24 protein-coding genes are annotated in these 25,818 nt (G+C 66.1%); 11 read left to right on the forward strand and 13 right to left on the reverse strand.

Annotated features, from left to right (window positions below; all coding sequences use genetic code 11):
- Window positions 1–80 precede the first annotated feature (80 nt).
- The 6 genes from A9513_RS11635 to A9513_RS11660 all read left to right on the forward strand — a co-directional run bounded on the left by A9513_RS11635 (window position 81) and on the right by A9513_RS11660 (window position 7,641).
- Complete coding sequence (locus A9513_RS11635; protein WP_065084809.1) at window positions 81–650, forward strand: antibiotic biosynthesis monooxygenase; 570 nt, start codon at window positions 81–83, stop codon at window positions 648–650.
- An 80-nt stretch (window positions 651–730) separates the two neighbouring features.
- Window positions 731–1,549, forward strand: coding sequence for an alpha/beta fold hydrolase (locus A9513_RS11640; RefSeq protein WP_065084810.1), 819 nt, complete (start codon window positions 731–733; stop codon window positions 1,547–1,549).
- An 11-nt stretch (window positions 1,550–1,560) separates the two neighbouring features.
- Window positions 1,561–3,414 carry an amidohydrolase gene (locus A9513_RS11645; RefSeq protein ID WP_065084811.1) on the forward strand — a complete coding sequence of 618 codons (1,854 nt, stop codon included), beginning with the start codon at window positions 1,561–1,563 and terminating at the stop codon, window positions 3,412–3,414.
- Window positions 3,415–3,744: 330 nt separating this feature from the next.
- On the forward strand, window positions 3,745–5,937 hold the full coding sequence (katG, locus tag A9513_RS11650; protein ID WP_065084812.1) for a catalase/peroxidase HPI: 2,193 nt from the start codon (window positions 3,745–3,747) through the stop codon (window positions 5,935–5,937).
- Window positions 5,938–6,082: 145 nt separating this feature from the next.
- On the forward strand, window positions 6,083–7,168 hold the full coding sequence (locus A9513_RS11655) for a glycerophosphodiester phosphodiesterase (RefSeq protein WP_065084813.1): 1,086 nt from the start codon (window positions 6,083–6,085) through the stop codon (window positions 7,166–7,168).
- A 71-nt stretch (window positions 7,169–7,239) separates the two neighbouring features.
- Entirely contained in the window at window positions 7,240–7,641 is a 402-nt protein-coding gene (locus A9513_RS11660) for a DUF2501 domain-containing protein (RefSeq protein ID WP_024762852.1), read from the forward strand.
- Between the two features lie 47 nt (window positions 7,642–7,688).
- On the opposite strand, the gene A9513_RS11665 is transcribed toward A9513_RS11660, so the two are convergent.
- Window positions 7,689–8,183: a GNAT family N-acetyltransferase gene (locus A9513_RS11665; RefSeq protein ID WP_065084814.1), complete on the reverse strand. Its 495-nt coding sequence runs from the start codon at window positions 8,181–8,183 to the stop codon at window positions 7,689–7,691.
- A 17-nt stretch (window positions 8,184–8,200) separates the two neighbouring features.
- On the reverse strand, window positions 8,201–8,704 hold the full coding sequence (locus tag A9513_RS11670) for a GNAT family N-acetyltransferase (RefSeq protein WP_037010155.1): 504 nt from the start codon (window positions 8,702–8,704) through the stop codon (window positions 8,201–8,203).
- A 106-nt stretch (window positions 8,705–8,810) separates the two neighbouring features.
- Here A9513_RS11670 and A9513_RS11675 point away from each other — a divergent pair, with 106 nt between their 5' ends.
- From A9513_RS11675 to A9513_RS11685, 3 genes are all read left to right on the forward strand, one after another.
- Entirely contained in the window at window positions 8,811–9,716 is a 906-nt protein-coding gene (locus A9513_RS11675; protein WP_024762853.1) for a LysR substrate-binding domain-containing protein, read from the forward strand.
- Window positions 9,717–9,836: 120 nt separating this feature from the next.
- Window positions 9,837–11,036: an MFS transporter gene (locus A9513_RS11680; protein WP_065084815.1), complete on the forward strand. Its 1,200-nt coding sequence runs from the start codon at window positions 9,837–9,839 to the stop codon at window positions 11,034–11,036.
- Between the two features lie 73 nt (window positions 11,037–11,109).
- Window positions 11,110–12,012 (forward strand): LysR family transcriptional regulator, encoded by a 903-nt coding sequence (locus A9513_RS11685; RefSeq protein ID WP_037010157.1) that lies wholly within the window; start codon window positions 11,110–11,112, stop codon window positions 12,010–12,012.
- On the opposite strand, the gene A9513_RS11690 is transcribed toward A9513_RS11685, so the two are convergent.
- From A9513_RS11690 to A9513_RS11700, 3 genes are all read right to left on the reverse strand, one after another.
- Window positions 12,006–13,493, reverse strand: a complete 1,488-nt coding sequence (locus A9513_RS11690; protein WP_255302844.1) for a DHA2 family efflux MFS transporter permease subunit — start codon at window positions 13,491–13,493, stop codon at window positions 12,006–12,008. The genes A9513_RS11685 and A9513_RS11690 overlap by 7 nt on opposite strands.
- A 71-nt stretch (window positions 13,494–13,564) precedes the next feature.
- Window positions 13,565–14,692 (reverse strand): HlyD family secretion protein, encoded by a 1,128-nt coding sequence (locus A9513_RS11695; RefSeq protein WP_065084817.1) that lies wholly within the window; start codon window positions 14,690–14,692, stop codon window positions 13,565–13,567.
- A gap of 11 nt (window positions 14,693–14,703) precedes the next feature.
- Entirely contained in the window at window positions 14,704–15,183 is a 480-nt protein-coding gene (locus A9513_RS11700; RefSeq protein WP_065084818.1) for a helix-turn-helix domain-containing protein, read from the reverse strand.
- Window positions 15,184–15,839: 656 nt separating this feature from the next.
- Here A9513_RS11700 and A9513_RS11705 point away from each other — a divergent pair.
- Window positions 15,840–17,147, forward strand: a complete 1,308-nt coding sequence (locus tag A9513_RS11705; protein ID WP_304362937.1) for an OprD family porin — start codon at window positions 15,840–15,842, stop codon at window positions 17,145–17,147.
- A 206-nt stretch (window positions 17,148–17,353) separates the two neighbouring features.
- Window positions 17,354–17,998: an alpha/beta hydrolase gene (locus tag A9513_RS11710; RefSeq protein ID WP_065084820.1), complete on the forward strand. Its 645-nt coding sequence runs from the start codon at window positions 17,354–17,356 to the stop codon at window positions 17,996–17,998.
- Here the strand turns inward: A9513_RS11710 and A9513_RS11715 are convergent.
- The 8 genes from A9513_RS11715 to A9513_RS11750 all read right to left on the reverse strand — a co-directional run bounded on the left by A9513_RS11715 (window position 17,991) and on the right by A9513_RS11750 (window position 25,590).
- Window positions 17,991–18,284, reverse strand: a complete 294-nt coding sequence (locus A9513_RS11715; protein ID WP_065084821.1) for a gamma-butyrobetaine hydroxylase-like domain-containing protein — start codon at window positions 18,282–18,284, stop codon at window positions 17,991–17,993. The genes A9513_RS11710 and A9513_RS11715 overlap by 8 nt on opposite strands.
- On the reverse strand, window positions 18,281–19,252 hold the full coding sequence (locus A9513_RS11720; protein ID WP_038803186.1) for a HEAT repeat domain-containing protein: 972 nt from the start codon (window positions 19,250–19,252) through the stop codon (window positions 18,281–18,283). The genes A9513_RS11715 and A9513_RS11720 overlap by 4 nt, the downstream gene beginning before the upstream one ends.
- Window positions 19,249–20,097 carry an ABC transporter ATP-binding protein gene (locus A9513_RS11725; RefSeq protein ID WP_065084822.1) on the reverse strand — a complete coding sequence of 283 codons (849 nt, stop codon included), beginning with the start codon at window positions 20,095–20,097 and terminating at the stop codon, window positions 19,249–19,251. Before A9513_RS11725 ends, A9513_RS11720 begins: the two co-directional genes overlap by 4 nt.
- Complete coding sequence (locus tag A9513_RS11730) at window positions 20,094–20,882, reverse strand: ABC transporter permease (protein ID WP_065084823.1); 789 nt, start codon at window positions 20,880–20,882, stop codon at window positions 20,094–20,096. Before A9513_RS11730 ends, A9513_RS11725 begins: the two co-directional genes overlap by 4 nt.
- A gap of 47 nt (window positions 20,883–20,929) precedes the next feature.
- Window positions 20,930–22,336, reverse strand: a complete 1,407-nt coding sequence (locus A9513_RS11735; protein WP_065084824.1) for an ABC transporter substrate-binding protein — start codon at window positions 22,334–22,336, stop codon at window positions 20,930–20,932.
- Between the two features lie 212 nt (window positions 22,337–22,548).
- The gene (locus tag A9513_RS11740; protein WP_065084825.1) at window positions 22,549–22,794 is read right to left on the reverse strand and encodes a ferredoxin family protein; all 246 of its coding nucleotides are present in this window, start codon (window positions 22,792–22,794) and stop codon (window positions 22,549–22,551) included.
- 298 nt (window positions 22,795–23,092) lie between these two features.
- Entirely contained in the window at window positions 23,093–24,844 is a 1,752-nt protein-coding gene (locus tag A9513_RS11745) for a fumarate reductase/succinate dehydrogenase flavoprotein subunit (protein WP_024767018.1), read from the reverse strand.
- On the reverse strand, window positions 24,841–25,590 hold the full coding sequence (locus A9513_RS11750) for a GntR family transcriptional regulator (RefSeq protein ID WP_038803188.1): 750 nt from the start codon (window positions 25,588–25,590) through the stop codon (window positions 24,841–24,843). The genes A9513_RS11745 and A9513_RS11750 overlap by 4 nt, the downstream gene beginning before the upstream one ends.
- Between the last annotated feature and the right edge of the window lie 228 nt (window positions 25,591–25,818).

The following is a 25,818-nucleotide window of genomic DNA, read 5'->3' on the forward strand; positions in this document are numbered from 1 at the left end:
CAACCCAGCACATGCGTCCAATAGGCCAGCCGCGACCGCAGCCATAGTGACCGGACCTCAACCCCGAGCCCGGAACACCCATGAGCGCCGAAGCCATCGATCTGAACAGCGTGGTGACGCTGGTGGTCCACCACAAGGTGCGCTGCGAAGCCCTGCCCAGCTATGAAGCCTGGCTGCGCCGCACCGTTGCCGCTGCGCGCCAGCAGCCCGGCCACCTGGGCGTGAACGTGATCCGCCCCGACGGCGAAGGCGCGATGTTCACCACCGTGGTGCGTTTCGCCCGGGCCGGCCAGCTGCAAGCCTGGATCGATTCCCGCGAGCGTGCCGAGCTGGTCGCCGAGGTCCTGCCGCTGCTGGAGGAGGGTGACCACCCGCTGATCCACAACAACGCCGAATTCTGGTTCACCCCCGAGCACGGCAACGTTCGCCAGCCACCGAAATGGAAGCAGGCGCTGCTCACCTACCTGGTGATCAGCCCGCTGACCATGGTCATTCCGCCGCTCTGGGGGCCCGCGTTCGAGCGCTTCCCTGTGCTGGCCGGCGTGGTGCCGAGCAACCTGCTGGTAACCCTGTGCATCGTCCTCCCGGTGGTCTATCTGATCATGCCCTGGGTGACCCGGCATTGCGCCGGCTGGCTCAACGCCGACTGATCTTTCCCCTGACTTTCCCCTCACGGGGCGCCCTGGCGCCCGTCCCCACATCGTCCTGCATGGCAGGCAGAGGAGTTTCCATGAGCACTTTCGTCACCCGCGACGGCACCGAGATCTATTACAAGGATTGGGGCAGCGGCAAACCCGTGCTGTTCAGCCACGGCTGGCCACTGGACGGCGACATGTGGGAATACCAGATGCAGTACCTGAGCAGCCGCGGCTACCGCACCATCGCCTTCGACCGCCGCGGTTTCGGTCGCTCCAGCCAGCCGTGGGACGGCTACGACTACGACACCTTCGCCGACGACATCGCCGGCCTGATCGAGCACCTTGACCTGCGCGAGGTCACGCTGGTGGGCTTCTCCATGGGCGGCGGCGACGTCAGCCGCTACATCGGCCGCCACGGCACCTCGCGCGTCGCCGGCCTGGTGCTGCTGGGCGCGGTTACCCCGATCTTCGGCAAGGCCGCCGACTTCCCACAGGGGGTCGACGGGGCTGTATTCGACGGTATCAAGGCCGGCCTGCTGCAGGATCGCGCGCAGTTCATCGCCGACTTCGCCGCGCCGTTCTACGGCACCAACCACGGCCAGAAAGTCTCCGACGGCGTGCTCGCCCAGACGCTGAACATCGCGCTGCTGGCCTCGCTCAAGGGCACCATCGATTGCGTCGGCGCCTTCTCCGAGACCGACTTCCGTGCCGACCTGGCCAAGGTCGACGTGCCGACCCTGGTGATCCATGGCGATGATGACCAGATCGTGCCGTTCGAGACTACCGGAAAGCTGGCTGCCGAACAGATCCAGGGCGCTAAACTGAAAGTCTACGCCGGTGCTCCCCATGGGTTCGCCGTCACTCACACGCAACAACTCAACGAAGACCTGCTGGCCTTCCTGCAACGCTGAGGGTCACGAACATGAGTAACGCAGAGCGCAATGCAGACCTGATCCTGTTCAACGGCAAGCTGCACACCGTCGACCCCGAGCGCCCGCACGCCACCGCCGTGGCCATCGCTGACGGCAAGTTTCTCGTCGTGGGCACCGACGCCCAGGCGATGGCCTATCGCGACGCCTCGACGAAACTGGTCGACCTCAATCGCCGTACCGTCATCCCCGGCCTCAACGACTCGCACCTGCACCTGATCCGCGGCGGCCTGAACTACAACCTGGAGCTGCGCTGGGAAGGCGTGCCGTCGCTGCACGACGCCCTGGAAATGCTGCGCCTGCAGGCACAGCGCACGCCGTCGCCGCAATGGGTGAGGGTGGTCGGCGGCTGGAACGAGTTCCAGTTCGCCGAGAAGCGCATGCCGACCCTCTCGGAGCTGAACCAGGCGGCGCCGGACACCCCGGTGTTCGTCCTGCACCTCTATGACCGCGCGCTGCTCAACCGCGCCGCGCTGCGCGTCGTCGGCTATACGAAGGACACGCCGAACCCGCCCGGTGGCGAGATCGTCCGCGACAGCAACGGCGAGCCCACCGGCATGCTGATTGCCCGCCCCAACGCGATGATTCTCTACGCGACCCTGGCCAAGGGGCCGAAGCTGCCGCTGGAGTACCAGGTCAACTCGACCCGCCAGTTCATGCGCGAGCTGAACCGCCTGGGCCTGACCAGCGTGATCGATGCCGGCGGCGGCTTCCAGAACTACCCGGACGACTACCAGGTGATCCAGCAGCTGGCCGACGCCGACCAGCTCACCGTACGCATCGCCTACAACCTGTTCACCCAGAAGCCCAAGGAAGAGCTGGCGGACTTCCGGAACTGGACCTCCAGCGTGACCTACGGCCAGGGCACCGACTTCCTGCGCCATAACGGTGCGGGCGAGATGCTGGTGTTCTCGGCGGCTGACTTCGAGGACTTCCTCGAACCGCGTCCGGACCTGCCCGGCACCATGGAAGCCGAGCTGGAACCGGTGGTGCGCCACCTGGTCGAGCAACGCTGGCCGTTCCGCCTGCATGCCACCTACGACGAGTCCATTTCGCGCATGCTCGACGTGTTCGAGAAGGTCGATCGCGATATCCCGTTCAATGGCCTGCCGTGGTTCTTCGACCATGCCGAGACCATCACGCCGAAGAACATCGAGCGGGTGAGGGCGCTGGGTGGCGGCATCGCCATCCAGGACCGCATGGCCTTCCAGGGCGAGTATTTCGTCGACCGTTATGGCAGGCAGGCCGCCGAGGCCACGCCGCCGATCAAGCGCATGCTCGCCGAAGGCGTTCCCGTCGGCGCCGGCACCGACGCCACCCGTGTCTCCAGCTACAACCCCTGGACCTCGCTGTACTGGATGGTCAGCGGCAAGACCGTGGGCGGCCTGAGCCTGTACCCGGAAGGGCTGTCGCGCGAAGTGGCGATCCAGCTGTTCACCCACGGCAGCGCCTGGTTCTCCAGCGAGCAGGGCAAGAAGGGCATGCTCAAGGCTGGCCAGCTGGCTGACCTGGCGGTGCTGTCGGAGGACTTCTTCAGCGTCGAGGAAGAGGCGATCAAGACCATCGAGTCCGTGCTCACCGTCGTCGGCGGCAAGATCGTCCATGGCGACCGCGAGTTCGACAAGCTGGCCCCGCCGAGCATCCCGGTGGTGCCGGAGTGGTCCCCGGTGGCCATGGTCCCTGGCCACTGGCGCCCGCAGGCCCCGTTGCAGCAGGCCGTGCACCAGTGCGTCGGTTCCTGCGGCGTGCATGGGCACAGCCATGAGCGTGCGCGCACGAAAGACGTGCCGGTGAGCGACTTCGCCGGCTTCTGGGGCGCGTTCGGCTGTTCCTGCTTCGCATTCTGACGGTGTGAGAGTCCGGCCCGCGAGGGCCGGATTGTAATCGTTCATCCAATGGGCGAGGTTCTTTGTAGGAGCGAGCTTGCTCGCGAATCGCCCTTTACCGGATCAAGCCTACGTGAAGCGGGTTCGCGAGCAAGCTCGCTCCTGCACCATCGATGACAACTGCGTCCGTTACCGTCTCCCGCGATGAGGCCTTTGGCCACCCTTCATCGATAGCCTTTTACCGCTTCAGCCAATCGAAAACTGCAATAGCAGCCCGCCCCGTTTGATCTATCTTCTGATGGGTTGTGCGAATACAAGGCGCCAACGATAGGCGCCCCCAAGGAGCCTGCAATGAGTGAAGAAAAGAAAGGTAGCTGCCCGTTCCACCAGACCGCTGGTGGTGGTACTTCCAACCGTGACTGGTGGCCCAACCAGCTGAGGCTGGACCTGCTGCACCAGCATTCTTCCAAGTCCAACCCCATGGGCGAGGACTTCAACTATGCCGAGGCCTTCAAGACCCTCGACCTGGAAGCGGTGAAGGCCGACCTGCGCGCCGTGATGACCGACTCCCAGGACTGGTGGCCCGCCGACTTCGGCCACTACGGCCCACTGTTCATCCGAATGGCCTGGCATGCCGCCGGCACCTACCGCATCGGCGATGGCCGTGGCGGCGCCGGTCGTGGCCAGCAACGCTTCGCTCCGCTCAACAGCTGGCCGGACAACGTCAGCCTGGACAAGGCCCGTCGGCTGATCTGGCCGATCAAGCAGAAGTACGGCGCCAAGCTGTCCTGGGCCGACCTGATCGTCCTCACCGGCAACGTCGCCCTGGAGTCCATGGGCTTCAAGACCTTCGGCTTCGCCGGCGGCCGTGAGGACGTCTGGGAACCGGACCAGGACGTGTACTGGGGCGAAGAGACCACCTGGCTGGGTGGCGACAAGCGCTACACCGGCGACCGCGACCTTGAGAACCCGCTGGCCGCGGTGCAGATGGGCCTGATCTACGTGAACCCGGAAGGCCCCAACGGCAACCCCGACCCGGTGGCTGCCGCCCGAGACATCCGCGAGACCTTCGCCCGCATGGCCATGGACGACGAGGAAACCGTCGCTCTGATCGCTGGCGGCCACACTTTCGGCAAGACCCACGGCGCGGGCCCGGCGGATAACGTCGGGGTCGACCCGGAAGCCGGCGGCCTGGAGAACCAGGGGCTGGGCTGGGTCAGCACATTCGGCACCGGCTCCGGCGGCGACGCCATCACCAGCGGCCTGGAAGTCACCTGGACGTCGACGCCGACGCGCTGGAGCAACAACTTCTTCTGGAACCTGTTCGGCTATGAGTGGGAACTGACCAAGAGCCCGGCCGGCGCGCACCAGTGGCAGCCGAAGAACGGCGCCGGTGCCGGCAGCATTCCCGATGCGCACGACAAGTCCAAGCGTCGTGCGCCGTCGATGCTCACCACCGACATCTCCCTGCGCGTGGACCCGGTCTACGAGAAGATTGCCCGGCGTTTCTACGAAGATCCCGAGGCGTTCGCCGACGCTTTCGCCCGCGCCTGGTTCAAGCTGACCCATCGGGACATGGGCCCGCTGGCCCGCTACCTGGGGCCGGAAGTACCGAAAGAGGAGCTGATCTGGCAGGATCCGATCCCGCCGGTCGACCATCCGCTGGTGGACGAGAAGGACATCACTGCGCTCAAGGCCAAGGTACTGGCCTCGGGCCTGTCGATTTCCGAGCTGGTCTCCACGGCCTGGGCCTCGGCCTCCACCTTCCGTGGTTCGGACAAGCGCGGCGGCGCCAACGGCGCGCGCATTCGCCTGGCGCCGCAGAAGGACTGGCCGGTGAACCAGCCGGAGCAGCTGGCCAAGGTGCTCGGCGTGCTGGGCGAAATCCAGGCGGAATTCAACGCCTCCGCTACTGGCGGCAAGAAGATCTCCCTGGCCGACCTGATCGTGCTGGCCGGTGATGCCGCCGTGGAAGAGGCCGCGCGCAAAGGGGGGCACTCCGTCAGCGTACCCTTTGCGCCGGGCCGCATGGACGCCAGCCAGGAGCAGACCGACGTGCACTCGGTGGGCATGCTGGAACCGGTGGCCGACGGCTTCCGCAACTTCCTCAAGTCGAAGTTCGCGGTGCCGGCGGAGGCGTTGCTGATCGACAAGGCGCAACTGCTGACCCTGACCGCACCGGAAGTCACCGTGCTGATCGGCGGCCTGCGGGTGCTCGGCGCCAACACCGGCGGCTCGCAGAACGGCGTGTTCACCACGCGTCCCGGCACCCTGAGCAATGACTTCTTCGTCAACCTGCTGGACATGGCCACGGTCTGGAAACCGACCTCGGACGCCAATGAGCAGTTCGAAGGCCGTGATCGCAAGACCGGCGAAGCGAAGTGGACCGGCAGCCGCATCGACCTGCTATTGGGATCAAACTCCCAGCTGCGGGCGCTGTCGGAGGTCTATGGTTGCTCGGACGGCGAACGCAAGTTCGTCCATGACTTCGTCAAGGCCTGGACCAAGGTGATGAACCTCGACCGCTTCGACCTGCCGCGCTGATCGGGCAGCAACGAGCACAAGGCCCGCGGACGAGCGATCGTTCGCGGGCCTTGTCGTTGTTGCGGGTGCCGGCCGTCGCAAGAGTTTCACAGGCCGGCGGCAGACTGGGCCGCTAATCCGTTACCCAGCCAATGGGGGTTCGCACATGCGCCGTCGCATCATCGCTGTACTGGGCACCTTCGCGCTGGCTGCCGCCAGCTTCACCGCCAGCGCCGCGGAGTCGCCCGGCCGCGCCCTGAGCGAGGCCGCCGGCATTCCGTGGCCGACGGTGATCGCCCACCGCGGCGCCTCCCACGATGCTCCGGAGGAAACCGCACCGGCCTATCTCGCCGCCCGTGATCTGGGCGCGGACTACCTGGAAGCGGACCTGCAGCGCACCAAGGACGGGGTGCTGGTGGCGGTGCACGACGACACCCTGGAACGCACCACCAACATTGCCAAGGTATTCCCTGGCCGCGAGAAGGATCCGGTGAGCCGATTCACCCTGGCCGAACTCAAGCGCCTGGACGCCGGTAGTTGGTTCAACATGGCCTATCCCGAGCGTGCCCGCTCCAAGTACGCGGGTGCGCGCATCCTCACGCTCGATGAATTGATCGATATCGCCGAAGGCGGCGAGACCCCGGGCCTTTACCTGGAAACCAAGGCACCAGGCCAGTTCCCCGGCATCGAGGAGGATCTGCGCAAGGTCCTGGAGAACCGTGGCTGGCTCAATGCTGATGGCGAGCCCCAGGGCAGAATCGTGCTGCAGACCTTCGAGAAGAGCAGCCTGGAACTGCTGCAAAAGAGCATGCCGAAGGTGCCGAAAGTGTTGTTGTTGTGGGTCGGCGACGGCTACATGGCGGCAAAGCAGTCGACCACCTTTGCCCAGTCCGGCGAGAAGATCAAAGCGGACTTCTATGCCAGGCAGGAAGTGAAGTCCAAGGAAGAGCTCTTCGCCTGGCTCGACTGGGCCAAGACCAACGGCGCCCTGGGCAGCGGCCCGTCGGCGACCCTTACCGCTCGCGGCGACCAGAGCTACATGGACCTGGTGCAACCCTGGATGAACCAGGCCGCCCATGAGCGAGGCCTGTTTGTGCATGCCTACGCCGTCGACGACGCAGTGGACTTCGACAAGCTGAGCAAGGCTGGCGTGGATGGCTTCTTCACCAACCGCACCGACCAGTTGCTGATGTTCCTCGGCCGGCCACCGAGCCAGGGCGTGGACGAGGTGCTGAAGTCGGTGGGCTATTGAAAGAGGTATTGCGGGAGGGGGACTACACTCGCAGTGGTCTTTCACTTCGTGTCCTTCGTCAGGAGATTCCCATGACTACCCGCAAACTGATTCCCGCGGTCCTCGCTGTCGCACTGCTGCCCTGGTCGCTGGCCCAGGCCGCGTCCCTGGGCGATGTCGCCGGCAGCCTTGGCGGCCTGGGCAACCTTTCCTCGGTCTCTTCCAGCAGCAGTAGCAACGTCGCCGGGGTCCTGGAATTCTGTGCGAAGAACAATTACCTCAATGCCGATGCAGCGACCCAGGTGAAGGACAAACTGCTCGGCAAGCTGCCCGGCAACACCACCACCAGCGACAGCGGCTACAAGGACGGCGCCAAGGGCATACTCACCGGCAAGGACGGCAAGAGCCTCGACCTGTCCGGCAGCGGTATCAAGGAAAAGGTGACCAGGCAGGTGTGCGACAAGGTGCTCAGCCAGGGCAAGTCGCTGCTTTGAGCCGAGCGCCGAATCAGTGAGTCCGCTTCCTTAGAGGGCGACCCTTTCTAGGAGCGGACGTCGTCCGCGATCGGATCACCGGTCACGCCGCACCTTTGCGCCGAGCGCGTTTTTTCATAACGCACATCGCGCTCATCCAGGCGCGCGGCCAACTGCCAGCCGTGCTTGCGGTAGAAGGCATTGGCGCGAATACCGTCGCCGCCATCGGTCACCAGCCAGATGTTCTCGTGTTCACGGAACAGCTGGTACTCGGCCATGCCCAGCAGTTGGCGGCCTGCGCCGTGGCCCTCGTATTCCGGGCGCACGAACAGCGCGAAGAGTTCTCCTGACGCGATATCCACCATGGCGAAGCCGACGGCCATGCCGTCGATTTCCGCGATCCAAGCACAGGCTGCTGACTGGATGGCCTCGGCCAGCACCGCCGGCGTGATACCCAGCACCGCCATCTGCTCGCGGCTCAAGTGGTTTTCCCGCACGCTGGTGCGAATGTCGAAGAGGCTGTCGATGTCGGCAACGCTGGCGAGGCGGATCGATAGGGGCATGAGGCGCAGTTCCGGATTCAGGAGGCAGAAAAACCGCTGTGGTAGGCGACCTCGCCATTGGCTTTGGAACCGTCCAGCGACAGGGCCATGAAGTACTCCGGCGGCACGCCTTGATAGTGGATCGCCGGGTCCTGACGAAAGCCGAATCGCCGGTAGTAGGCTGGGTCGCCCAGCACCACGCAGCCTTTCGCACCGAGCTTTTCAAGACGCTCCAGTCCGGCGCTGATCAGCGCCGCTCCAAGTCCCAGGCCGTGCAGGTCAGGCCGCACGGAAACCGGCCCGAGCCCGTACCAGCCGATGTCCGCGCCATCCAGGGTGACGGGAGAGAAAGCCACATGGCCTACCACTTGGTCTTCCTCCGTCGCAACCAGGGAAATCCTCAGCGCCCCCGCCGCGCGCAGGGCGTCGACGATGGCGCCTTCGGTGCCGCTGCTGTGCTCGGCCATGGCGAAGGCGGCGGTGGTCACCTCGCGAATGATCGCGACGTCTTCGGGGCGTTCAGGGCGAATGGCGTAATCCATGGGACGTGTTCTCGAGTGTTCGTCGGTGGACACTGTAGCGCGTCTCGCACCACGGGATACGGTAAGCTGCGCAGCTTTCCCCAGCGTTCCATGCGGAGAACGATCCATGGAAGACCTCAACACCCTCTATTACTTCACCCAGGTGGTGGAGCAGGGTGGTTTCGCCGCCGCCGGCCGCGCGCTGGACATTCCCAAGTCCAAGCTCAGCCGGCGCATCGCCCAACTGGAGGAGCGTCTGGGCGTGCGCCTGCTGCACCGCACCAGCCGGCTCTGCTCGCTGACCGAGATCGGCCAGGAGTATTACCAGCGCTGCGTGGCCATGCGCATCGAGGCGGAAGGCGCTTCGGAGGTGATCGAGCGCAACCGTGCGGAGCCGCGCGGGCTCGTGCGGCTGGCCTGTCCGACGACGCTGCTCAACTCCTGGGTTGGCCCGATGCTCACCCGCTATATGCTCAAGTACCCGTTGGTGGAACTGTTCATCGAGAGCACCAACCGCCGCGTCGATCTGCTCCACGAGGGCTTCGACATCGCGTTGCGCGTGCGCTTCCCGCCGCTGGAGAACACCGACATGGTGATGAAGGTACTGGGCAACAGTACCCAGTGCCTGGTGGGGCGTCCGGACTTCCTCGAACGCATGGCCGGTGACAGCTCGCCCCTGGGCTTTGGGCAATTGCCCAGCCTGCACTGGGGCGGCATGCAGCGCGAGTACCAGTGGGAACTGTTCAACGACGAGGGCGAGCGCCTGCTCATCTCGCATAGGCCGCGCATGGTTACCGACGACCTGCCGGCCCTGCGCAACGCCGTCCTCGCGGGTGTCGGCATCGCCCACGTGCCGCGGGTAGCGGTGCGCGAGGACCTGGCTGCCGGCAGGCTGGTTGAACTGCTGCCGGGCTGGTCGCCCAAGTGCGGCATCGTCCATGCGATCTTCCCTTCGCGCCGTGGCCTGTTGCCCTCGGTGCGCACGCTGATCGACTTCCTGGCCGAGGAATTCAGCAACAGCGATATGGCCTGAAGCGCCGCGTCGGTGGACAGCGTTGCGTATTGCGCACCGCTGTGTTGCCGGCCCGACCGATTCTGCCCGGAAGGTTGCCGGCATAGTCTGGGGGCACTGTTTCCCGTTCAAGGATTGCTCATGAACTCCGCTTCGACTTCCCACCCGGCTGACCATGCACAGCCGACCCTCTCCTCGGCGATGGTCGCGCTGCTCGCGTTCTGCTGTGGCGCCGTGGTCGCCAACCTCTACTACGCGCAACCCATCGTCGAGCTGATCGCCCCGGCCATCGGCCTCTCCACCCAGCACGCCAGCCTGATCGTCTCGCTGACCCAGTTCGGCTACGCCATCGGCCTGCTGTTCCTGGTGCCGCTGGCGGACCTGCTGGAGAACCGCAAGCTGGTGATCGGTTTCACCCTGGCGGTGGCGCTGTGCCTGGCCGGCGCCGGGTTGGCGAGTGCGCCGTCGGTGCTGCTGGCCTGCGCCCTGCTGATCGGCCTGACCTCCGTGGCGGTGCAGATTCTCGTACCGTTGGCCGCGCATCTGGCGCCGGAGGAGGCCCGTGGCCGGGTGGTGGGCAACATCATGGGCGGCCTGCTGCTGGGTATCCTGCTGTCGCGGCCGGTGTCGAGCCTGGTGGCGGAGATCTTCGGCTGGCGCGGGGTGTTCCTTGCCGCGTCGCTGCTGATGCTGCTGATCGCCCTGGTGATGGCGATAGCGCTGCCGCGCCGCTTGCCGGCGCACAGCGCCACCTATCCGCAACTGATCGGCTCGGTGTTCTCGCTGGCCCGGCGCTACGCCGTGCTGCGCGAACGCGCGCTCTATCAGGGGCTGCTGTTCGCTGCATTCAGCGCGTTCTGGACCATCGCGCCCATCGAACTGATCCGCCACCACGGCTTCAGCCAGACCCAGGTCGCGCTGTTTGCCCTGGTCGGTGCCGTGGGCGCCGTGGCTGCGCCCATCGCCGGGCGGCTGGCGGATGCCGGCCACACGTTCAAGGGCACCCTGGTGGCCTTGCTGCTGGCGCCATTGGCCTTGTTGCTCGGGGCGCTGCCCGGTGCCGGATGCTTCTGGCTGGTGGTCTGTGCTGTGCTGCTGGATTTCGCCGTGCAGTTGAACATGGTGCTCGGCCAGCGCGAGGTGTACGCACTCGACCCGCATAGCCGCGCACGCCTGAATGCGGTGTACATGACCAGCATCTTCGTCGGTGGCGCGCTCGGTTCGCTGGTCGCCAGCCCGCTGTACGAAACCATCAGCTGGACGCCGTTCGCCATTGGCGTGGCAGTCGTTCCGGCCGTCGCCACCTTGCTCTTCCTGCTCCGCGGCGAGCGCCACGCCTGAGAGCACAGGCGTGCAAGGCGAAGGCGGGGGCGATTGGGTAAACTCCGGGATTTCCCGTTTCCGGAGTCCCGCCATGGACAAACTGCAGGCCCTGTCGATGTTCGTCGAGACCGTCCGTTGCGGCGGCTACTCGGCGGCGGCCCGCAAGCTGGGCGTGGCAACATCCTCAGTGACTCGCCAGGTGGCGGCGCTGGAAGCGGAACTGGGTGCCGCGCTGCTCAATCGCACCACCCGTCACAGCAGCCCGACCCTTGCCGGGCAGGCCTATTACGACAAGGCCGTGGCGATCATCGAGGCGCTGGTGGAGGCCGACGGCCTGGTCAGTGACCGCGGCCGCGAGGCGAAAGGGCGACTGCGGGTCAGCGTACCGGTGGAGTTCGGCCGGCGTGTCATTGCCCCACACCTGGGGCGCCTGCTGGCGCAGTACCCGGAACTGGAGATCAGCCTGTCGCTGAACGACCAGCTCGTCGATCTCCCCAAACAGCAGATCGACCTGTCCGTGCGCCTGGGGGCGACGCTGATCAGCGACGACATCATCAGCCGGCCCATCGGCCGGTTCGATCGCTGGCTGGTGGCGAGCCCCGACTACCTGCGCGGCGCGGGCATGCCCCGGCATCCGCTGGAACTCATGGAGCATTCGTGCCTGCGCTTCGACTACGGCGGCCCGCACGCGACCTGGTCCTGCAGTGACGGCCGGGAAACCTGGGCACTGAATGTGCAGGGGCGGTTGCAGAGCAACAATGCTGACGTTCTCCGGGAAGCCGCCCTGGCCGGCGGCGGTATCGCATTGCTATCCGACTGGCTGGTCGCCGAGGACGTGCGCAGTGGCCGGCTGACGCGGCTGCTGACGGACTACAAGACCTACCCCGGCAGCACGGTGAGCAGCATCAACGCGCTCTACCCGCCGAGCCTGCGCGACTCCAGCCGCATCCGCGTGTTCGTTGCGTTCCTCGAGGAGATCCTCGCGGCTCAGTGAGCGTCCGCACTGGGCTGCGTGGGCGGGGCGATCTTGCGCATCAGCGGCACCAGCAGCAGCGTCACCGCAAAACAAGCGCCCACCAGCAGGTAGGCATCGGCGAAGGTCAGTGTCTGCGCCTCGCGCCAAGTCAGGTCCCACAGGTGTTTCAGCGCCTGTTGCGAGGGTTCGCCATTGAGGTCCATGGACGGTGCCAGCCACTGGTTGAGCGCCTCGTTGCTGCTGTTCAGGTGCTCCGCCAGGCGCAGGAAGTGCAGGTTGGCGCGGTCGTTGAGCACCGTGGCGCAGGCAGCGATGCCGATGGCGCCACCGAGGTTGCGCATCAGGTTGAACAGCCCGGAAGCGAGCTTCAGGCGTTCCGGGGGCAGCGAACCGAGCGCCAGTGTCACCGTGGGCGCCACGCAGAACTGCTGGGCCATACCGCGCAGGGCCTGCGGGAACATCAGCTGCGCCGCGCCCCAGTCGTGGGTCAGCGGGGCGAATTCGTACATCGATAGCGTGAACATCACCATCCCCAGCAGCAGGATCCAGCGCAGGTCGACGCGCCGCGCAAGGGCGGCGTAGAGCGGGATGCTCATGATCTGGAAGATCCCGGTGGAGAAGATCGCCAGGCCGATGTCCAGCGCGCCGTAGCCGCGCACACGGCCGAGGAACAGCGGCGTGAGGTAGATGGTGGCGAAGATGCCGATGCCAGTGACGAAGCTGAACAGGCAGCCGAGGGCGAAGTTGCGTTCCTTCAGGGCGCGCAGGTCGACGATGGGGTGCGCTGCGGTCAGGCTGCGGTAGATGAAGGCGATGCCGCACAGTGCGGAGATCCAGGCGGTGGCGCGGATGGTGTCGTCGCTGAACCAGTTCCAGCGCGGACCTTCCTCCATGGTGTATTCCAGGCAGCCGAGGAACAGCGCCATCAGCAGGATCGCCGGGTAGTCGGCGCCCTTGAGCAGCGACAGGTCGGGCTTGTCGATGCGCACCATGATCGGCACCACGATGGCGACGAACAACCCTGGCACCAGATTGATGTAGAACAGCCAGGGCCAGGAGGAAATATCAGTGATCCAGCCGCCGACCACCGGGCCGAGGGTCGGCGCGAGGGAGGCGATGGCGCCGATGGTGGCAGCGACAATCACCCGCTGCTTGCCGTCGAAGTAAAGGAAACCGGTGGTGAACACCATGGGGATCATCGAGCCACCGAGGAAGCCCTGCAGCGCGCGGAAGGCGATCATGCTCTGGATATTCCAGGCCATGGCGCAGAGCAGGCTGGTGAGGGTGAAGCCCAGCGCCGACGCGGCGAACAGCCAGCGTGTGGACAGCACCTTGGACAGCCAGCCGGAGAGCGGGATGACGATGATCTCGGCGATCAGGTAGCTGGTCTGCACCCAGGCCAGTTCATCGGCGCCGGCCGATAGTCCGCCACCGATGTCGCGCAGCGAAGCGGAGACAATCTGGATGTCCAGCAGGGCGATGAACATGCCCAGGCACATGCAGGCGAAGGAGATCACCTTGCGCCCGGTGGAAAGACTTTCCACCGGCACCACGTCGTTGCTCCAGAGGCTCACGGCCGGTTGCTCTGGGCGACGCGCTGGTCGGCATCGCCATGGTCATGGGCACGGGTGTCCACTTCCACCAGCACGGAAAGGCCGGGGCGCAGGTTGCCGAGGCGACCGTCGGCGTCGTCCAGGTGCACGCGTACCGGCACGCGCTGGACAATCTTGGTGAAGTTGCCGGTGGCGTTCTCCGGCGGCAGGATGCTGAACTGCGCGCCAGTGGCCGGGGCGAGACTGTCCAGGTGGCCATGGAAGACCTTGCCGGGAAGGATGTCGGCCTCGATGGCCACCGCCTGGCCAGGCTGCATGCGGGCCAGTTGGTCCTCCTTGAAATTGGCATCCACCCACAGGCCCTGCGCGGGGACGACGGCCAGCAGTTGCGTACCGGCGGCGACATAGCTGCCGATCCGTGCGCGGCGGTTGCCGATGTAGCCGTCCACCGGGGCGCGCAGCTCGGTGTAGCTCAGGTTCAGGCGTGCCAGGTCGCGGGCGGCGATGGCTTGCTCCAGCGCGGCCTGGGCCTGCTGCCGCTGACTCTGGATCACGTCGAGCTGACGGCGTGCGGCGAGCAGGCTGGCGCGAGCCTTGTCGCTGTTGGCGCGGGCGGATTTGAAGCTGGCGTCGGCGCGCTGCGCGGCTTCCACCGACACGGCATTGGTGCGCACCAGGGTGGCATAGCGGTGCTGGTCGTCGCGGGTGCGCACTTCCTCGGCAGCGGCCGCGTCGATCTCCGCCTGGCTCTGGCGGATCAGCGCGTCCTGCAGCGAGGCCTGGGCATCGACATTGGTCAGCGCCGCTTCCTCGGCATGCACGGCGCCGTCCGCCTTGGCCAGCGCGGCGCGGTAATCGCGATCATCGATGCGCGCCAGCAGATCGCCGGCATGCACCAACTGGTTGTCGCTCACCTTCAGCTCGGCGATGTAGCCGGCGACGCGTGGGCTGATCACCGTTACGTCGCCGCCGACATAGGCATCGTCGGTTTTTTCCAGGAAGCGACCGTCGAGCCACCAGTGCCCGGCGTACGCGCCCGCGCCGAGGATGGCAGCCGCTGCGACAGCGAGCTTGAGGGCCTTGCGCGACTTCGGTCTTGCCGTGTCGACGGCCGGCGTGGCGGGAATTGTGACGGGCTGGTTCATGGCGGCCTCGCTCAGGCGTGATCGGCTTGTGGGATGTGGGCAGGGACGAGTTGGTCGCCGTCGCGGCGATGGATCTGGTGCTGCGGGCCGATGGCTTCGCCGCTGTCGGCGTCCACCAGGGCGATACGCACTGGCCGGCCCGTGCGGGTGTCCACCAGTTCGGCGGCGCTGGCCTTGCCGGCGTGGCGCTTGCCCCACTGCAACAGGGTGAGCAGCACCGGGCGCAGGTCGCGGCCACGATCGGTGAGCAGGTATTCGAAGCGCGGCGGATGGTCGTTGTACTGGCGGCGCTGCAGCAGGCCGCTGTCCACCAGTGCGCGCAGCCGACGGGTGAGGACGTTGCTGGCGATGCCCAATCGTGCGAGGAACTGGTCGAAGCGCGTGGAGCCGTAGAAGGCTTCGCGAAGGATCAGCACGTTCCAGCTGTCACCGATCAGGTCCAGCGCCTGGGCCACGGGGCAGGGGAGGTTTTCGAAGCTGGATCTGCGCATGTCGGCCTCTCTTTACATGAATATCGTCATCTAATCGGGCCGCCTTGCTACGGGCCTGGCAGGGCGTCAGGCCAAAGGCGGCTAGAAAGATTATGGTTGTAATCTAATGGGGTCGCTTGCTTTGCGCAAGTGACTCATCGACGGGGAAAGGGGCGCGGGGATGAGCGGTATGCCGAGGTGATATCACCGCTGCGGAAAGAGTTGCCCAATTCTGCGGAAGTTGCCCGGAGAAATCTTGGGAAGTTGCCCTGAAACCATCTTTGGAAGAGTTTGAAATTGGCCAGGAGAATTATCCGGAAATGGCCTGGAACACTTGTTCCATAACTTTCCTGCAGGCAAAAAAAGGCCGCCTGGGGAGGCGGCCAAACCAAAGGATGATGAAGTGGAGCAATCCTCCGGACGCTCTGGAGCGGGCATCCGGGACTCATGTTCTTCATCGGGGCGCAAGCTTAATAGCGATAGCGACAAATGCTTAATCATTCGTCTCGATATCGACTATCGACAAGGCTGGTTGGAGGGCGAGGCGGCGGATTGTTATCTCTTCGCTCGCTCTGCCTATGGCGGGGAAACATAAGAAAGTTATTCAGGATTCAATCGATACGCCTGCCAAGACAAGTCCAACAAAGGGGTAGAAGATGTCTGCTTTCCGTCTTTCCATGCTGGGGGCGATCGTCGCCGGCATTCCGTTCCAGCTGGCGCATGCCGCCGCCGTTGCCGATCAGTCCGAAGCCACCGGCTTCATCGAAGGCAGCACCGCCTCGCTGCTGATGCGCAACTACTACTACAACAGCGACCGCAAGTCCGGAGACCGGGACCGCAAGGACTGGACCCAGGGCTTCACGCTGAACTACAGCTCGGGATTCACCCAGGGTACCGTCGGTTTCGGCGTGGAAGCCTTCGGCAACTGGGGTATCCGCCTGGATGGCGGCGCCGGCACCTCCGGCACCGGCAACCTGCCAGTGCGTGACGATGATTCGCCGGAAGGCGAATACGGCCGTGCCGGGGGCGCCGTGAAGCTGCGCGTGTCCAAGACCGAGTTGCGCTGGGGCGACCTGCAGCCCACCGCGCCGGTATTCGCCGCCGGCGGCACGCGCCTGTTCCCGCAGACCGCTACCGGTTTCAACGTGCTCAGCAGCGAGATCGACGGGCTGGACCTGGACGGCGGCCACTTCACCGGCGGCAATGGCCCGGTGACCACCAACGGCGACCATGGCATCTGGGCCTCCTATGCCAACGTCGAGGCCAGCAGCATCGACTACGTGGGCGGCAAGTACGCGGTCAACGACGCGCTGAATTTCTCGCTCTACGCCTCCAAGCTGGAGGATGTGTGGCGTCAGTACTACGGTAACGCCAACTACACGCTGCCGCTGGCGGACGATCAGTCGCTGAACTTCGATTTCAACATCTACCGCACCAACGACGACGGTAGCGCCAAGGCCGGCGAGATCAGCAACACCACCTGGTCAGCCGCCGCCGCATATACATTCCTTACCGCACACACCCTGACGCTGGCTTACCAGAAGGTCCACGGCGACACGCCGTTCGACTACGTGGCCTTTGGCGTCAACGGCCCGGGCGACACCGGTGACTCGATCTTCCTCGCCAACTCCATCCAGTACTCGGACTTCAACGGTCCGGAGGAGAAGTCCTGGCAGCTGCGCTATGACCTGGCGATGGCCACCTACGGCATTCCCGGCCTGAGCTTCATGGCCCGTTACGTCAACGGCCACGGTATCGACGGCACGAAAATGGCTGCCGATAGCCAGTACCGCGGTTATGGCTACGGCGAGGATGGCAAGCACCACGAGACCAACCTGGAAGCCAGGTACGTGGTGCAGTCCGGGCCGGCGAAGGACCTGTCCCTGCGCCTGCGCGAGGCGATCCACCGTGGTAATGCCGACCAGGTGGAAGGCGACGTCAATGAGTTCCGCCTGATCGTCGACTACCCGCTGTCGATCCTGTAACGCCAGTGCGCACCTTGGAGGACACCGCGGAACATCCGTAGGGCCGCATAACGCGCCAGCGTTATCCGCCGTTAGCTGGCTGGCGGCGGATAACCTGTTCCAGGTTATGTGCCCTATGAGTGCGGCCCACTGCAAGGCTGTGGTGCTGAAGTGAGCGGGCGGGGCGCTACAATCGGCGCTCCGTTCCCGTCCCGCGAGAAGAGTCGATGTCCGAAGAAGAGCGCCGCACGCAACTGATCGATGGCCCGGTGGGCAAGCTGCAATTGCTGATCGACCGGCCGGGTGTGCCGCCGCAGGGCATCGCGCTGATCAGCCATCCGCAGCCTTTGCTCGGTGGCAGCCCGAGGCACCGCGTGCCGCTGACCCTTTCGCGCAAGCTCTGCGGCGCCGGCTGGCTGACCGTGCGGCCGAGCTTCCGTGGGGTGGATGGCAGTGAAGGCGTGTACGCCGAAGGCATCGGCGAGGCGCAGGACATGCTGGCGGTGATCGGGCATCTGCGTAGCGAGTATCCCGATCTGCCGTTGGCGCTGGTGGGTTTTTCCTTCGGCGCCTATGTGTTCGCCCGCGTTGCCAGCGAACTGTCACCGCCTGCGCAGGCCATCGCGCTGATGGGCTTGCCGGTGGGAACGGTCCCCGGCGGCCGCGACTACGAAGCACAGGCGCTGCCGGCCGACTGCCTGCTGCTGCACGGCGAGGCGGACGAAATGGCGCCGCTGGCCAACCTGCTGGACTGGGCGCGGCCGCAGCAGCGCGAAGTGGTGCTCTATACCGGCGCCGACCATTTCTTCAAGGGCTGCCTGGAGCGCGCTGTGGAGCGGGTACTGGAGCACCTGACCCGAGCCATCAGCTGATTACGGACCGCCCCAGTTCACGCAGATACGACCACGGGTAGATCCCGCGGTCATGGCCGTCGTCGAACACCAATTGCACGCCGTAGCCCTGCAGGTTCAGCCGTTGCAGGACAACGCCGGCCTTCACCAGCTCGATGCGACCTTGCAGCCGCGCGGCCCGGCATTGCGAACAGGGGCAGGCGCCGCGCAGGCGGGTGAAGGCAATGCACTGCTCGACGCCGTCGTCCCAGCGGATGCGCAGTTCGCCGTCTGCGCTGGAGCGATGCAGCGCGACCGGCGTGTTCATGTGTTCTGTCCCAGTTGAGCTAGGGCGATGCGCACGGCCTTGCGGACTTCCGGATCGCCGTCCTGCTCGGCGTTGCGCAGTGCCTCGATGGCATCGCCGCTGCCCAGTTCGCCCAGGGCCAGCGCGGCTTCCTTGCGCAGGTTGCTGATGCCGTGGCCGAGCACGACCTTCAACCCTTCCAGCGCCGGCAGGTAGCGCAGCTTGCCCAGCGAACGGGCAGCGCGCAGGCGAACCTGCCAGAAGTCGTCTTCGAGTGCCTGCACCAGCGCTTCGCCGGCTTCGGGCAGGGCGAGTTTGCCGAGGGTGCCGGCGGCTTCCTCGCGCACTTGCCACGCCGGATCGGCCAGGGCGGCCTGCAAGGCCGGCAGCACGCTGGCGTCGATGGCCAGGCCAAGGGCGCCGGCGGCGGCGCGGCGGACCTCGGCGTCCGGGTCGTCGCGGGTCAGCCGGGCCAGGTGCGGCAGGGCGTCGGTGCGTTTGAGCCAGCCGAGGATGCCCACGGCTTCGCGGCGCACGCCAGCATCGCTGTCCTGCAGCGCGGCGCGTGCCGGTTCTGCAGCCGCTTCCAGGCGCAGCTCGCGCAAGGCGCGCAGGGCGCTGCGGCGGACGAAGATTTCGCTGTGCGCTGCCCAGGGCAGCAGGCGTACGCCGGCCTCGGCGGTCTTCAGCTCGCTGAGGCTCTGGGCGGCGGCTTCGCGCACGTCCTCGGCGCGGTCGGCAAGGGCCTGGCAGAGCGCGTCCACTACATCGGGCTCTTCCCAGGCTTCCAGCAGGCGCGCGGCTTCGGCACGCACGCTGGCGGCGGCGTCATGGGTCAGCGCGTGGGCGAGCCAGGGGAGGCCGTCAGGGTCTTCAAGGTCGGCCAGTTCGATCAGGGCAATGCGGCGCACGCCGGCGTCGGCATCCTGGAGACGCGGTTGCAGGTCGAGGATGTCGGGATTATCGGTAGTCAGGCTGAAGTCGGTCATATGGCGAATCGCGGTATCCGTTGTGGAGTGGGCAGCCCCAGCGGCGTCAGGCGCGGCAGCTGGCGGCCGTCTTCGTGGCGCAGCAGTTCCAGGCAGTGACGCTTGAGGCGGGAGAATTCCGGTCTGGTGAGCAGGTCGGCGTGGCGTGGGCGCGGGAAGTCGAGGCGGATGTCTTCGAGGATGCGCCCGGGGCGCGGGCTCATCACCAGGATGCGGTCGGCGAGGAACAGCGCCTCGTCGATGTCGTGGGTGATGAACAGCACGCTGGTGCGCAGGCGCGTCCAGATGTCCAGCAGCAGTTCCTGCATCATCATCCGCGTCTGTGCGTCGAGGGCGCCGAAGGGTTCGTCCATCAGCAGCAGGCGTGGCTGGTTGATCAGCACGCGGGCGATTTCCACGCGTTGCTGCATGCCGCCGGAGAGCTGCGACGGCCAGCGATTGGCGAAGCCGTTCAGGCCGACCAGCTGGAGCATTTCATCCGCCTGGCGATGGCGTTCCGCGCGGGGCACGCCGCGCATCTTCAGGCCGAAGGCGACGTTGTCGCGCACGCGCCGCCAGGGCAGCAGGGTGTGGTGCTGGAACACCATGCCGCGCTCGGGCGAGGGGCCGGCGACAGGACCATCGTCCACTTCCAGTTTGCCGGCGCTGGGCGCCAGGTGGCCGGCAAGGGCACCGAGCAGGGTGGACTTGCCGCAGCCGGACGGGCCGAGTACGCAGACGAATTCGCCGGGTTCGATGGAGAAGCTCAGGGAGTGCACGGCCTCGAAGGCGTCGCGGTCGCTGCCGAGGTGGATCGACAGGCCGTCGACGCGCACGCGCCCCGGTGCGCTGGCGGGCAGGCTCATGGCTTGCCTCCGGCCTGGCGCTGCCAGGGTGTGACGAGGCTGCCGAGCTGGCGTACCAGCAGGCTGCTGGCCATGCCGAGCACGCCGATCAGCAGCATGCCGACGACGATGTCGGGGTAGTTCTGCAAGGTGTAGGACTCCCAGGTGTAGTAGCCGATGCCCCATTGGCCGGAGATCATTTCGGCGGTCACCAGGCAGAACCACGAGGTGCCCATGCCGATGGCAAGACCGGTGACGATGCTCGGCGCGGCACCCGGCAGCACCACCTCGCGCAGCAGCGCCAGGCGTCCGGCACCGAGGCTGCGGGCGGAGGCGAGCAGGCGCGGGTCCACCGTTTCCACGCCGTGGATGGTGTTGAGCAGGATGGGGAACAGTGCGCCGGTGAAGGTGATGAAGATCATCGACAGCTCGGAGCTGGGGAACATCAGGATCGCCAGCGGAATCCACGCCACCGCGGGGATCGGCCGCAGCACTTCCAGCGGCGGCAGCAGGCTGTCGCGCGCCCAGCGGCCACGGCCGATGAGCAACCCCAGGGCGATGCCGGCGAAAGCCGCCAGCAGGTAGCCGGCGAGTACCCGCAGCAGACTGCTGCCCAGGTGGCGGCCGAGCTTGCTCGATTGCGCCAGGTTCCAGGCCGCTTCCAGCACATCACGCGGGCCCGGCACGTTGGCGAAGGTGACCACGCCGAGGTTCACGTGGCGCGCGCTGAGCACCTGCCACAGCGCCAGGCAGACCAGCAGCGAGGCCAGGCGCAGGCTCCAGCGGGTGAGGGTGGTGGTGTTCATCATCGTTCTCCGTCGAGCCCCGGTGCGCGCGGCACCGGGGCTGCACCTCAGCGGCTGGCGACCGCCTGCTGGCTGGCAGCGGCGAAGTCGGCGACCTCCCCGCCGTGTTGGCGGGCGAAGGCGTCGGCCTGTTCGCGCAGCAGGAAGGCGTCCAGCGCGCCGTCCTTGCCACGCACGAACCAGGCCTGGCTGGCCAGCAGCTTGATGCCGCTGTCGCTGGCCTGGGCGTAGACGGCGCGGATGTCCTTGCCTTGCTGCTTCAGCTCGGCGAGTTGCCCCAGCGCTTCACTGGCGGTCGCGTAGCTGCGCACCTTCGGTTCGCCGCGCACCCAGATCTGCGCGACCTTGTGCGTATCGCTGATCGGCTTGTCGGTCAGAACGTCGTTACCCAGCAACGGCTGCTGCGCGTAGTTCTTCAGCGCGGCGTCGTAGTCGGCGCCGGAGGCCTTGAAGGCGGCGCGGATGTAGCGGTCGTCGACGAACTGCTCGACGTTCAGGCCGCGGTCGGCCTTCTTCAGCAGCTTCAGGGTGTCGATGGCGGTGGTGACGGCCTGGCGGTATTCGGGCTTCCAGGTCAGGTCGCGGGTCTGCAGGCCGAGCGGGCCGTGGAACAGGTAGTTCACTTCGGCGGGAATGCCGGCGACCTTCTCGATCAGTTCGCTGTATTTCTCCGGGTCTTTCGCCAGCAGTTGGTTGGCTTCATAGGTGGCGCGCAGGTAGGCCTCGACGATTTCCGGGTACTGCTGCGCGTAGTCGGCTTCCACCAGCGCACCGTGGAAGGTCGGCGCCTTGGCCTGGGAGCCGTCGTAGATCTTGCGGGCGATGCCCCGGCTCTCGAACAGCTCGGCGAAGGGCACGAAGTCAGCATGGGCGGCGATCTTGTTGGCCTGTAGCGCGGAGCCGGCGACTTCCGGCGGTTGCGCGATGATGGTGACGTCCTTCTCCGGGTCCCAGCCCTGCGCGGCGATGGCGCGCAGCAGCAGGCCGTGGGCGGTGGAGGCGAAGGGCACGGAGATGGTCTGGCCCTTGAGTTCGGCCAGCGACTGCACCTTGGACGAGGCGGGCACGACGATGCCGTTGCCGCTGCCCTCGATGCTCCCCGAGAGCACGCTGATGAACAGGCTGCGCTTGCCGGCCGCCTCGTGGGCGACGCCGTTGAGCGAGCCGGGGAAGTCGGCCATGGCGCCGAAGTCGAGCTTGCCGGCGAGCATCTCGTTGGTCAGCGGCGCGCCGCTGGTGAAGTTCTTCCACTGCACGTCGTACTGCGCGTCCTTGTACTTGCCGTCGTGCGGCAGGTACTTGTCGAGCAGGCCGAGTTCGCGGATCAACAGGCCGCCGGCGGCGCAGTTGATGGTGGTGTCCTGGGTGCCGATGGCGACGCGGATGGTCTCGCCGTGGGCGGTGATACTGGCAATGGCGAGCGCGAGGCCGGCCAGGGTAGTGCGCAAGGTCATGGGTGTTCCCCTCGAATCATGAGTGTTGGAATCGTCTCCGCCGCAGGCCTTGCGGTGGGAAACGAGGGGCGGTGCATCAGGCGTCCGGCGGTGGGGCCGGATGGCGTTTCTTATGGCTTTTGTGTAGGAGCGAGCTTGCTCGCGAACAGCCCCGCTGCAGGAGTTGGTTCGCGAGCAAGCTCACTCCTACAGGGGAACTTCGTTGCGGGAGCTCAACGCAGGAGGTACGGAATCTCCACGCGCACCGCACCGGTCGGGCAGTCCTTCTCGCAGGGCATGCAGTACCAGCATTCGTCGAAGGCCATGTAGGCCTTCTGGGTGGCGGGGTTGATCGCCAGCAGGTCCATCGGGCAGACCTCGACGCAGACGGTGCAGCCCTTGTCGGCGATGCACTTGTCCTCGTCCACCGTCACCGGGGCGCTGAAGCGGAAGAAGATTTCCTGGGGCTGGTAGGCCATGGCACGCGGTCCTCATCGTGTTGCTTGCCGGCCGTCGTGGCGGCGGGCTGGTTATTCGGTCGAAGGTTCGGCGCGGGGCTCGGGACCCGCTCCCCAGCCCTCCCCCTGAAGGGAGAGGGGGCTTGATCGTGCCGGCGGTTAGCGCTGAGCCCGCCGGGCTGCTCTTTTTCCGTTTGGTGTGGCGCAGGCTCCTGTGCGCGCAGGCTGAATCCCCAGTTGCCGCTCGCGCCGGACAGCTTCCTCTACCGCTTGCGGGAGAGGGCGGGGGGAGAGGGGCTCTGCGAGCAGCCGAAACCCCTCAAGCCGCCTCGCTCTTCACCCGCAGTTTCTCGTAAGCCTGCTGCTCGTCCTCATCGAGCGCGATCACATAGGGCTCGATGGGCTTCTTGAAGCTGGTCATCTCGCCGTCGTCGCCCTTCTTCAGGTGCGCATGGCAGAACCAGTCGGCGTCGTTGCGCAGCGGGTAGTCGACGCGATGGTGGTACAGGCCCCAGCGGCTCTCGGTACGGAACAGCGAGGCGCGGGCGGCCATCTCGGCGCAGTCGCGGATCACGCTGACTTCCATGGCGCGCATCAGCTCGTGGGGGTTGTTGGCCTTGAGCTGGTCGAGGTCGCGGGCGATCTCGGCGAAGCGCTGCAGGCCGATCTCCATCTTCCTGGTCACCTTGGGCGGCTGCAGGTAGTCGTTGACCATGCGCCGCAGCTTGTACTCCACCTGTGCTGGCGGCAGGCCGTGCTCGCGCTTCAAAGGGGCGAAGACGCGTTCACGCTCGCGCTCCACCTGGGCGCTATCGACCTCGCTGAACTCGCGGTCGGCCACGTATTGCGCGGCATTGGCCCCGGCGAACCAGCCGTAGGTGAAGGCGCCGAGCATGTAGTTGTGCGGCACGGCAGCCATGTCGCCGGCGGAGTACAGGCCCTTGACGCTGGTCTCGGCCTTCTCGTTGACCCATACGCCCGAGGCCGAATGGCCGGAGCAGAAACCGATCTCGGAGATATGCATCTCCACCATCTGCTGGCGGTAGTCGGTGCCACGGTTGGCGTGGAACTGGCCACGGCTGGGGCGTTCGTTACTGTGGAGGATTTCCTCGATGGTCTGGATGGTTTCCTCGGCCAGGTGGTCGAGCTTGAGGAATACCGGGCCGTTGCCGCCTTCGAGCTCCTGGTGGAACTCCCACATCATCTGGCCGCTCCAGTAGTCGCACTCGATGAAGCGCTCGCCCTTGCTGTTGGCGGTGTAGCCGCCCAGCGGGCCGGTGACGTAGGCGCAGGCCGGGCCGTTGTAGTCCTTGATCAGCGGGTTGATCTGGAAGCACTCCAGGTTCGAGAGCTCCGCGCCCGCGTGGTAGGCCATGGCGTAGCCGTCGCCGGCATTGGTGGGGTTCTCGTAGGTGCCCATCAGGTAGCCGGACGAGGGCAGGCCCAGGCGGCCGGCGGCGCCGCAGGCGAGGACCACGGCCTTGGCGCGGATCACCTGGAACTGCGCGGTACGGCAGTCGAAGCCGAGCAGGCCGTTGACCGCGCCTTCTTCGTCGGTGAGCAGGCGGGTCACCACCAGGCGGTTGGTGATCTCGATGCGGGCGCGCTTGAGCTGGCGGTACAGCACCTTCTTGATGTCGTGGCCCTCGGGCATGGGCAGCACGTAGGCGCCCATGTGGTGGACCTTCTTCACCGCGTAGTCGCCGACCTCGTCCTTCTCGAACTTCACGCCCCAGCGGTCCAGTTGCTGCAGGGTCTCGAAACTGTGGGTGGCGTAGGCGTAGACCGCGGCCTGGTTGACGATGCCATCGTTGGCGACGGTGATTTCCTTGGTGTACTGCTCGGGCGTGGCGTGGCCGGGGATGATGGCGTTGTTCAGGCCGTCCATGCCCATGCTGATGGCGCCGCTGCGCTTGACGTTGGCCTTGTCCACCAGCAGCACGCGCAGCTCGCGGTTGGCTTCCTTGGCCTTGATCGCCGCCATGGGGCCGGCGGTGCCGCCGCCGATCACCACGATGTCGTAGGCGAGTTCCTTGTCCTCGGGGATCTGGGAGAGATCGAACTGGGTCATTGGTGCTGTCCCTTGTGGCGGTCGATGCGCAGGCGGTACTGGAAGGCGTCGCCGCGGTAGTAGAGGTGTTCGTAGTCCAGCGGTGCGCCGTCGGCGGTGTGGGTCAGGCGTTCGATGCGCATCACCGGCGAGCCTTCTTCCACCTCCAGCGCGCGGGCGAGTTCGGCGTCGGCGAGGATGGCGTCGATGGCGAGGTCGGCATGGCCCAGGGGCAGGGCGCAGTCGTTTTCCAGGATCAGGAAGATGTCGCGGCTGACCAGGTCGGCCTTTTCCAGCCGCTTGCCAACGGCCTCCGGCAGCCAGGTGATTTCCAGCGACACCAGCTCGCGGTTGACCAGGCGGGCACGCTTGATCTGCACCACGTTCTCGCCCTCGGCGACTTGCAGACGGGCGGCAACCTGGGCGTTGGCGGGCACGGTCTTGAAGCTGCGGAGGCGGTTGATCACCTCGTAGCCGCGCTGGGTCATGGATTCGCCCAGGCCTTGCAGGGTGCTGACGTTCTGGAAGGCCTTGGGCTTGGCGACGAAGGTGCCCTTGCCGTGAATCTTGAAGATCAGCCCTTCCTTCTGCAGGTCGCCCAGCGCCTGGCGCACGGTAATCCGGCTGACCTCGAAGGCCTTGCCCAACTCGGCCTCGGACGGCATGCGGCTGAGCGGCGGATAGGTGCCGTCAAGGATGCGCGTGCGGAGGATTTCCTTCAGCTGGCTGTACAGGGGAACGGGGGAGAGGGGGAGTAGTTCGGCCATAGTTCATAACTTGTTATGACGAGTTGCCGAAACTATAAAAGGAATAGCTGATTCAGGACAAGAAACGATTTCGCATAAGCATAGAAAGCGCCGTCAGCAGGGGCATCTCAGGTTATTTTGTAGGAGCGAGCTTGCTCGCGAACTGCCTGATGCCAGAGCGCCCGGGTAATCCGTTCGCGAGCAAGCTCGCTCCTACAGGGTCAAAAGCCCTTGCGCGGAGATTTCCGC

This window comes from Pseudomonas sp. AU12215 (assembly GCF_001675465.2).
Classification (GTDB): domain Bacteria; phylum Pseudomonadota; class Gammaproteobacteria; order Pseudomonadales; family Pseudomonadaceae; genus Pseudomonas; species Pseudomonas nitroreducens.